The following is a 9,098-nucleotide window of genomic DNA, read 5'->3' as shown; positions in this document are numbered from 1 at the left end:
CGCGGCCCGCACCGGCGCCCGCGTGCTCGTGCTCGGCGCCGACCGGGCCGACACGCTCGGCGCGGCCCTCGGCACGGTGACGGGACCCACGCCCACCGAGGCCGCCGAGAACCTCACCGTCTGGCGCCCCGACGCCGGCGCCCGCTTCCGTGAGGACCTCACCGCCTTCCAGAGCCGGGCCGGCACCGTCCTCGACCTGCTCGGCGCCTCCCGGCTGGACGCCGAGGAGGTCACCCCGCTGCCCGGCGCCGAGGAGCTGTCCGTGCTGCGCGCCCTGCGCGACGCGGCCCTCTCCGAGCGCTACGACCTGCTCGTGGTGGACCTCCCCCCGCTGCCCCGGGCCCTCGCCCTGCTCGCGCTGCCCGAGGAACTCCGCCGCTACCTGCGCCGCCTCCTGCCGCCCGAGCGCCAGGCCGCCCGCGCCCTGCGCCCCGTCCTCGGCCGCCTCGCCGGGGTCCCCATGCCCGCCGACTGGCTGTACGAGACGGCCGCCCGCTGGGACCTGGAACTCGCCGCCGTCGAAGCCGTCCTCGCCGACCGGGGCACCACCCTCCGCCTGGTCGCCGAACCGGGACCGGCCGGGGACGACGCCGTCCGCTCCGCGGCCCTCGGCCTCGCCCTGCGCGGACTGCGCCCCGAGACCCTGATCGCCAACCGCGTGCTGCCCGAGTCCGCCGACGGCACCTGGCTGGCCGGCCCCTTCGCCCAGCAGCGCAAGACCCTGGCCGACTGGGCCGAGGAGTACGACGTGCACAGCGTGCCGCACCTCGGACACGACCCGCGCGGCACCGACGACCTCGCCGCGCTCGCCCCGCCCGGCGTCAACCCCGCGCCCGATCCCGTCGAGTGGCCGGTCACCGACCGCCTCGCCGAGGACGGCACCCTCGTCTGGCGCATCCCGCTGCCCGGCGCCGCACGCGACGACCTCGACCTGATCCGGCGCGGCGACGAACTCGTGGTCACCGCCGGTCCCTTCCACCGGATCGTGGCCCTGCCCTCCGCGCTGCGCCGCTGCACCGTCGCCGGGGCCGCGCTGACCGACGGCGAGCTGTGTGTCCGGTTCGCGCCCGACTCCGCCCTGTGGCCCGGCACGGGACGGTGAACGCACTGCGCCGTTCGGGTAACGTCGAAGACGCGAACCGTAGTCAGGAGCCCGCCATGAGCGAAGAGCGCCCCGCACCCCAGCCCCCCGAGGAGCCCGAAGCTCCTGAAGCGCCGCGCATGGGCGACGCCGACGCCTGGGCCACCGCAACCGCCGAGGACCTGGCCGCCGAGAAGGCCCGCCGCCGCGGCACCAGCCCGCCGCCGCCCGGCACGGCCGCCGAGGAGCTGCGCCGGCTGATGGACTCCGTGGCCGACAAGCTCTCCGGCCTGCAGTCCCCGCTGCTCGGCGGGGTCGCCGGGCCCGCCGCGCAGCAGGCGGTGCGCCAGATGGTCCAGCAGGCCAAGGCCGCCGTCGAGCCGGTCGTCGAGCGCAACCCCCAGGTCTTCGACCACCTCGCCGCCGCCGGCAGTGAGCTGCTCGCCGCCTACCGATCGGCCGTCCAGGCGCAGGAGCGGCGGTGGACCACCGGCCCCACCCAGCCGCCGGCCGACGAACCGCCCGGCGGCCGCCGCGACCCAGGTGAGGGCACCGGACCGGGCGAGCGCATCGACCTGGACTGACGGTCTGCCCCGGTGGGGCCTCGGGTACCGTTGGCCTTAGCGGGGCTCGACCGGAACTGAGGGATTCATGGGACTCACCATCGGCGTCGACATCGGCGGCACCAAGATCGCGGCCGGCGTGGTCGACGAGGAAGGCAACATCCTCTCGACCTTCAAGGTGCCGACCCCCAGCACGCCCGAGGCCATCGTGGACGCCATCGCCTCGGCCGTGGAGGGCGCGCGTGCCGGACACGACATCGTCGGCGTGGGCATCGGTGCGGCCGGGTACGTGAACCGGCAGCGCTCGACCGTGTACTTCGCGCCCAACATCGACTGGCGCCAGGAGCCGCTCAAGGAGAAGGTCGAGGACCGCGTTGGTCTCCCGGTCGTCGTGGAGAACGACGCCAACGCGGCCGCCTGGGGCGAGTACAAGTTCGGCGCGGGCAAGGGCCACCGCAACGTCATCTGCATCACGCTCGGCACCGGCCTGGGCGGCGGCATCATCATCGGCAACAAGCTGCGCCGGGGGCACTTCGGCGTGGCCGCCGAGTTCGGCCACATCCGGATGGTCCCGGACGGCCTGGCGTGCGGCTGCGGCTCGCAGGGCTGCTGGGAGCAGTACGCCTCCGGCCGCGCCCTGGTCCGCTACGCCAAGCAGCGCGCCAACGCCACCCCGGAGAACGCGGAGATCCTGCTGGGCCTCGGCGACGGCACCCCCGACGGCATCGAGGGCAAGCACATCTCGATGGCCGCCCGCCAGGGCGACCCGGTGGCCGTGGACTCCTACCGCGAGCTGGCCCGCTGGGCGGGCGCCGGCCTCGCGGACCTGGCCTCGCTGTTCGACCCTTCCGCCTTCATCGTGGGCGGCGGCCTCTCGGACGAGGGCGAACTGGTCCTCGACCCGATCCGCAAGTCCTACAAGCGCTGGCTGGTCGGCGGCAACTGGCGCCCGGTCGCCGACGTCATCGCCGCCCAGCTCGGCAACAAGGCGGGCCTGGTCGGCGCGGCCGACCTGGCAAGGGAGCCGGACCCGGTCATGTAGACCGGCCGAGTGCACGGACTTCAGGGGCGCGGGGAATGGTCCCCGCGCCCCGAGTAGGTTGATCGCATGCCAACCCCGTTCCCCAACTCCCGTACGGAGTCAGACGGTTCCGCGGTCATCAGGGTTCTCAGCTACAACGTCCGCTCCCTGAGGGACGACCCGGAAGCCCTGGCAAGAGTCGTCAACGCCTGCGCCCCCGACGTCCTCCTCCTCCAGGAAGCCCCCCGCTTCTTCCGCTGGCGCAAGAAGCTGGCCCGCCTCGCCAAGGCCACCGATCTCGTCTACCTCACCGGCGGAGCCCCCGCCGCCGGTCCGGCGATCCTCTGCTCCCTGCGGGCCACGGTCGAGAGCACCGAGGACATCCTGCTGCCCCTCACCCCCGGCCAGCACCGAAGGGGCCTCGCCGCCGCGGTCGTCCGCTTCGGCAAGGCCCGCGTGGGACTCGTCTGCTGCCACCTCGGCCTCCAGAAGGCCGAACGCCGGATGCACAGCGGCCTGCTCCTGGAACACCTGGGCAGACTGGGCGTGGACCACGCGGTGATCGGCGGCGACATCAACGAGGGCCCCACCGGCCCCGCCTTCACCCTGCTCGCCGAAGCCCTCCAGGACGCGGCGACCGTCGCGCCCCGGGGCGGCACGGACACCTTCCCCGCCACGGCCCCCGCCCGCCGTATCGACGCCGTCCTCGCCACCCGGGGCATCGAGGTCCTCGCCTGCGGCGTCCCCGGCGGCCTCCCCGGCGTCACCGGAAGCGACCTGAGGGCGGCCACGGACCACCTCCCGGTCCTGGCCGCCCTCAGAATCCCGGCGAGCGTCTAGCAAGGCTCAGACGACGGCCCCCCGACCGGGGTCGTCGTCGCCGTCGTCGTCCGTACGCATCCGCGTCACCAGGGTGACGAACCCGCCGAGGAAGCCGCCGACGGCGAGCGTCGTCAGCCACCAGGTCATCTCCCAGCCCAGCAGCACGGCGAGCAGCAGCAGGATCGGCCCGCCGACCACCCCGAGCCAGGCGAACTTGGCGGTGGTGTCCGCGACGGGCAGCGGGGGCGGCTCGGGCGGTACGAAGTGCCCCTCGTCATCGTCGTCACCGGAGTCCCCGGCGGCGGTGTCGGAGGGCTCGGCCGGGGTGTGGTCGCGCGGACCGACACCGGGCGCGAAGGTGACCGAGCTGCCCAGCGGCCTCACCGGCGCGGACTTCTCGTCGGTGCCGTCCGGCTCCGACTCCGATTCCGGCTCGGGTTCCGGGTCCTTCTCCAGCAGCGCGAGGTCCTCGATGGCGCGGAAGGGCCTCGAGCCGGGCGGGTCCGGCGGCTCGTCGCCGTACCCCGCGACGATGGCCCGCCAGGCGGCGTCCTCGTCGAAGGGCGTGCCGTGCTCGTCCGGCTCGCGGCCCTCGCGGTCGGAGTCGTGCTCAGCCAACGGGGGCCGTCCCTTCCTTGCCGACACGGGGAGCGAGCCGGTCGATGAAGGCGAGACTCTCCTCGACGATCCGGTCCGCGTCATGGTCCAACGTCGCCACGTGGTAGCTCTGTTCCAGCACGCTCTCGGTTACGTCCGTGGAGGACACCCGGCTCAGCACCCGCGCCGAGTCGGCCGCCGGGACCACGTGGTCCACCGCGCTGCGCAGCAGCAGCAACGGCTGCGTGACCTGCGGCAGCTCACCGTCCAGCACGCGCAGGAAGCGGCGCAGGGAGTGGGCCGCGTGCAGCGGAACCCGGTCGTATCCCAGCTCGGTGGTGGCGCCCTTGGCGATGTCGCTGGCGATGCCCTTGGTGGAGGGCACCAGGTGGCGGACCACGGGCAGGGCGTGGGCGGCGACTCCGTGCACCCGGTTCGCCGGGTTGACGACGACCACTCCGGTGACGCGCTCGCCGTGCTTGGCCGCCAGCCGCAGCGCCAGCGCGCCGCCCATCGACAGGCCCGCGACGAACACCCGCTCGCAGCGCTCGGAGAGCTGCCACAGCTCACGGTCGACGTGTGCATACCAGTCCTCCCAGCCGGTGGCCCGCAGGTCCTCCCAGCGGGTGCCGTGACCGGGCAGCAGGGGCAGCGACACCGACAGACCGTGCGCGGCGAGGTGCTCCGCCCAGGGGCGCAGCGACTGGGGCGAGCCGGTGAAACCGTGGCAGAGGAGAACCCCCACCTCCCCGCCGTCGTGGCGGTACGGCTCGGCTCCGGGAAGGACCGGCACCTTTGGGGCTCCTGTTCCGGTATGTGGATCTCTGGGGAGTGCGGTACGGGCGGATGTGTTTCACCGTACGCGACCGCGTCGCCACCGACCAGGGTCGTCGGCGCCATCGGCGGCGGTCCGGGTTAAGGTCTGTGCGACGGAATCGGGAGGCACGTGGGTGTTGTACGGCACGATGAAGGTTGCCATCGGAGGGCCGCTGAAGGTCGCCTTCAGACCGTGGGTCGAGGGGCTGGAGAACATCCCGGCCGAGGGGCCCGCCATTCTGGCGAGCAATCACCTGTCCTTCTCGGACTCGTTCTTCCTGCCCACGATGCTGGACCGCAAGGTCACCTTCATCGCCAAGGCCGAGTACTTCACCACCCCCGGACTCAAGGGGCGGCTGACGGCCGCCTTCTTCAAGGGCGTCGGGCAGCTCCCCGTCGACCGCTCCGGCGCGCGCGGTGCGGGCGAGGCCGCGATCAAGAGCGGCATAGAGGTGCTGGAGCGCGGTGAGCTGTTCGGCATCTACCCCGAGGGCACCCGCTCGCCCGACGGGCGTCTCTACCGGGGCAAGCCCGGCGGCCTGGCCCGCGTGGCGCTGGCCACCGGCGCGCCGGTGATCCCGGTGGCGATGATCGACACCGAGAAGATCCAGCCCCCCGGCAAGGTGATGCCGAAGCTGATGCGTCCCGGCATCCGGATCGGCAAGCCGCTGGACTTCAGCCGCTACCACGGCATGGAACACGACCGGTTCGTGCTGCGGGCGGTGACGGACGAGGTCATGTACGAGATCATGAAGCTCTCCGGCCAGGAGTACGTCGACATCTACGCGACCGCCGCCAAGCGGCAGATCGCGGAGGCGGCGAAGGCGGCGAAGGAAGCCGGCAAGGCCGAGAAGACGGAGAAGACCGGGGCCTAGTGACCCGGCTCGGGGGAGGCGGGGGGCGCCATGGCCAGGGGCGAACAGGTCCTGCGGATGTCGGTCGAGCTGCCGCTGTGGCGCGCGCTCACCGGCTACCGCGTCCTGACCATGCTGTACGCGATCGGTCTGGGTGCCACCGCCTACACCCGCTTCGTCCGCCCCTGGCTGGCCCTCGCCTACTACGTGCTGCTCGTCGTCTGGACGCTCGCCACCGTGACCCGGGTGACCAGCGCGGCCCGCTGCACCCGGCGCTTCCTCGCGGCCGACCTCGCGGTGGCGGTCCTCGGCATCCTGCTCACCCCGCTCGCCGACGACCCGCACCGCATCGCGGACGGCGGTCCCACCCTGCCGTCGATATGGACGGCAGGCGCGGTGCTGGCCTTCGCCCTCAAGGGCGGCTGGCGCTGGGCGGCCGGCGCCTCCACGGCGGTCGCCGTGGCCAACCTGGTCGAGCGGGGCGCCCCGGCGCGGGACACCGTGCACAACGTGATCCTGGTCTGGGTCGCCGCCATCGCCATCGGCTACGTGGTCGAGGTGGCCCGCGCGTCCGAGCGCACCCTCGCCCGCGCCCTGGAGATCGAGGCCGCCACCCGCGAGCGGGAGCGCCTGGCCCGCGACATCCACGACAGCGTGCTCCAGGTGCTGGCCATGGTGCAGCGGCGCGGTGCGGTCATCGGCGGCGAGGCGGCCGAGCTGGGCCGGCTCGCCGGGGAGCAGGAGATCGCCCTGCGCACCCTGGTCTCCGGCGGCCTGCTCCCCACCAGTCGCATCCCTGACGGCCCGGCCGCCGCCGACCCCGGCCCGCTCGATCTGCGCTCCCTGCTCGCCCCGTACGCCGGGTCCCGCGTGAGCCTCGCCGAACCGGGGGCGCCGGTCACGCTGGAGGCGACGGCGGCGCGGGAGCTGGCGGCCGCCGTCGGGGCCGCGCTGGACAATGTGCGGCGGCACGCGGGCGAGGAGGCCCGCGCCTGGATTCTGGTCGAGGACGAGCCCGGCGGGATCGTCGTCACCGTCCGCGACGACGGCCCCGGCATCCCCGAGGGCCGGCTCGCGCTGGCCGAGGGCGAGGGCAGGCTGGGGGTGGCCCAGTCGATCCGGGGACGGCTGCGCGACCTCGGCGGCAGCGCCGAGGTGATCTCCGTGCCCGGCCAGGGCACCGAGGTCGAGCTGAAGGTACCGAAGAGCGCCGAGTCGGCGCGGGGGAAGGCGGAACGGCGATGACCGAGCAGGACCCGATCAAGGTGATGGTGGTCGACGACCACCCCATGTGGCGCGACGCGGTCGCCCGCGACCTGGCCGAGTCCGGGCTGCATGTCGTCGCCACCGCGGGCGACGGCGAGCAGGCGGTGCGCCGCGCCAAGGCCGCCGCCCCCGACGTGCTGGTGCTCGACCTCAACCTGCCCGCCAAGCCCGGGGTGCAGGTCTGCAAGGAACTCATCGCCCACGACCCGGCTCTGCGCGTGCTGGTGCTCTCCGCCAGCGGCGAGCACGCCGACGTGCTGGAGGCCGTGAAGTCGGGCGCCACCGGCTATCTGCTGAAGTCGGCGTCGACCGGCGAACTGCTGGACGCGGTGCGCCGTACCGCCGCCGGCGACCCGGTGTTCACCCCCGGCCTCGCCGGACTGGTCCTCGGGGAGTACCGGCGGCTGGCCGCCGAGCCCGCGCCGGCACCCGAGGCGGGAGCGCCGGGCGCGCCCCGGCTCACCGAGCGGGAGACCGAGGTGCTGCGCCTGGTCGCCAAGGGCCTGAGCTACAAGCAGATCGCGGAACGCCTGGTCATCTCGCACCGCACGGTCCAGAACCACGTCCAGAACACCCTGGGCAAGCTCCAGCTCCACAACCGGGTCGAGCTGGTGCGGTACGCGATCGAGCGCGGCCTGGACGACTGACCTTGCTCAGTCGGGGTGCACACGAATTCACCGCCACGCCCGCTCATCGGCAACTCATGCACAACCACCCCATCGGCGGCACCGGGACATGCATGGCGGTGCATACCTTGCGGCCGAGCGGGTCCGCGCCGACCCGTCTGCCGTAATCCGCCCCGACGCATTCGGGGGATGCGCCGGATGATCAGAATTTTGAGTCTGATTCTTTTCATCCCGCCTCATATCACTGGAGAAACGATTGCTTTTAGTTGTCGACCGCTAATTTTCTCGGCGCGGGAATTTCCTGAGTAATATGCCGCAACAGCAACAAGGCTACCGGGCGTTCGGATAGAGCCCGTATGCCACGGCCCCCACAGCAAATGGCCTTCGATGAAGCTGAAGTTCCATCAAGTGGCTCACCGCCGCAGTCTGTCCGGCGCCCTCGCCTCGGCCCTCGCCGCGACGGTCGCCGCCACGATGGTCGCCCTCACGCCGACGCCGGCGCTCGCCATCGCCACGCCCGTACCGCTGGCGACGGCCGCCAGCTACTCCGTGCTCGCGGGTACGCAGGTCACCAACACCGGCCCCTCGGTGATCGCTCACGACCTCGGGGTGCACCCGGGCACGGCCATCACCGGCTTCCCGCCCGGCCAGGTGCTCGGTGCCGTCCACTCCGCCGACGCCGCCGCCGCCCAGGCCAAGGCGGATCTCGTCACCGCGTACAACAACGCCGCCGGCCAGGCCACGGACTTCGCGCTCGCGGCCGGCATCGGCAACGGCAGCACCCTGCTTCCGGGTGTGTACAGCGCCGTGGCCGGTGTCGGGCTCAACGGCGACCTGATCCTGGACGCCGGCGGCAACCCGAACGCCGTCTGGGTGTTCCAGATCCCGGAGGCGCTGACGACGGCGTCCTCCAGCCGGGTGCTGCTCACGAACGGCGCGTCGCCGTGCAACGTGTACTGGCAGATCGGCAGTTCGGCCACCCTGGGCACGAACTCCACCTTCGTCGGCACCATCATGGCCCTGACCTCGATCAGCGTCACCACGGGGACGAACATCGAGGGCCGGGCCCTGGCCCGCAACGGCGCCGTGACGCTCGACACCAACCGGATCTTCCTCAACTCGTGCGCGAACACCACCACCGGTGGGACGACGACGGGCACGACCACGGGAACCACGACCGGCACGACGACCGGCACGACGACCGGTACGACCGCCGGCACGACGACCGGCAACACGACCGGAAGCACGACCACCGGCGGACTGCTCGGCGGGGGTCTGGTCACCGGCGGGGTCCTGGGCGGCCCCCTCGTCACCGGCGGTGACACCTCCGGCAACATCGCCGGCAACACCTCCGGGAACACGGCGGGCAACACCGCCGGCAACACCACCTCCGGCAACACGGCGGGCAACACCGTGGGCGGCAACGGCAACGGCAACGGCAACGGCAACGGC

General features: G+C 73.0%; 10 protein-coding genes. 8 read left to right on the top strand and 2 right to left on the bottom strand.

Going from position 1 to position 9,098, the window contains the following annotated elements:
• The 4 genes from GT030_RS24775 to GT030_RS24760 form a co-directional block, all read left to right on the top strand.
• Positions 1-1,102, top strand: a 1,102-nt coding sequence (locus GT030_RS24775) for an ArsA family ATPase (protein WP_161202994.1), incomplete at its 5' end; no start/stop codon positions are given.
• Positions 1,103-1,158: 56 nt separating this feature from the next.
• A complete protein-coding gene (locus tag GT030_RS24770; protein ID WP_161202993.1) occupies positions 1,159-1,665 on the top strand; it encodes a DUF5304 domain-containing protein in 507 nt (168 codons plus the stop codon).
• Positions 1,666-1,732: 67 nt separating this feature from the next.
• On the top strand, positions 1,733-2,686 hold the full coding sequence (locus GT030_RS24765; protein WP_161202992.1) for an ROK family glucokinase: 954 nt from the start codon (positions 1,733-1,735) through the stop codon (positions 2,684-2,686).
• A gap of 66 nt (positions 2,687-2,752) precedes the next feature.
• Positions 2,753-3,505 (top strand): endonuclease/exonuclease/phosphatase family protein, encoded by a 753-nt coding sequence (locus tag GT030_RS24760; RefSeq protein WP_161202991.1) that lies wholly within the window; start codon positions 2,753-2,755, stop codon positions 3,503-3,505.
• Between the two features lie 6 nt (positions 3,506-3,511).
• On the opposite strand, the gene GT030_RS24755 is transcribed toward GT030_RS24760, so the two are convergent.
• Together GT030_RS24755 and GT030_RS24750 are read right to left on the bottom strand one after the other, a co-directional pair.
• Positions 3,512-4,105 (bottom strand): hypothetical protein, encoded by a 594-nt coding sequence (locus GT030_RS24755; protein ID WP_161202990.1) that lies wholly within the window; start codon positions 4,103-4,105, stop codon positions 3,512-3,514.
• Positions 4,098-4,877 (bottom strand): alpha/beta fold hydrolase, encoded by a 780-nt coding sequence (locus GT030_RS24750; RefSeq protein ID WP_161202989.1) that lies wholly within the window; start codon positions 4,875-4,877, stop codon positions 4,098-4,100. The genes GT030_RS24755 and GT030_RS24750 overlap by 8 nt, the downstream gene beginning before the upstream one ends.
• A gap of 160 nt (positions 4,878-5,037) precedes the next feature.
• On the opposite strand from GT030_RS24750, the gene GT030_RS24745 reads away from it, so the two are divergent.
• From GT030_RS24745 to GT030_RS24730, 4 genes are all read left to right on the top strand, one after another.
• Positions 5,038-5,775 carry a lysophospholipid acyltransferase family protein gene (locus GT030_RS24745; RefSeq protein ID WP_161202995.1) on the top strand — a complete coding sequence of 246 codons (738 nt, stop codon included), beginning with the start codon at positions 5,038-5,040 and terminating at the stop codon, positions 5,773-5,775.
• A gap of 30 nt (positions 5,776-5,805) precedes the next feature.
• The gene (locus GT030_RS37200; protein ID WP_161202988.1) at positions 5,806-6,999 is read left to right on the top strand and encodes a DUF5931 domain-containing protein; all 1,194 of its coding nucleotides are present in this window, start codon (positions 5,806-5,808) and stop codon (positions 6,997-6,999) included.
• A complete protein-coding gene (locus GT030_RS24735) occupies positions 6,996-7,667 on the top strand; it encodes a response regulator transcription factor (protein ID WP_161202987.1) in 672 nt (223 codons plus the stop codon). Before GT030_RS37200 ends, GT030_RS24735 begins: the two co-directional genes overlap by 4 nt.
• Positions 7,668-8,033: 366 nt before the next feature.
• Positions 8,034-9,098: ice-binding family protein (locus tag GT030_RS24730; protein WP_161202986.1), on the top strand; the 1,065-nt coding region annotated here is incomplete at its 3' end.

The sequence above is a fragment of the Streptomyces sp. SID1328 genome, assembly GCF_009865595.1.
Classification (GTDB): domain Bacteria; phylum Actinomycetota; class Actinomycetes; order Streptomycetales; family Streptomycetaceae; genus Streptomyces; species Streptomyces griseoluteus.
The sequence above is the reverse complement of the archived record's forward strand: the minus strand, read 5'-3'. Positions and strand labels throughout refer to the sequence as shown.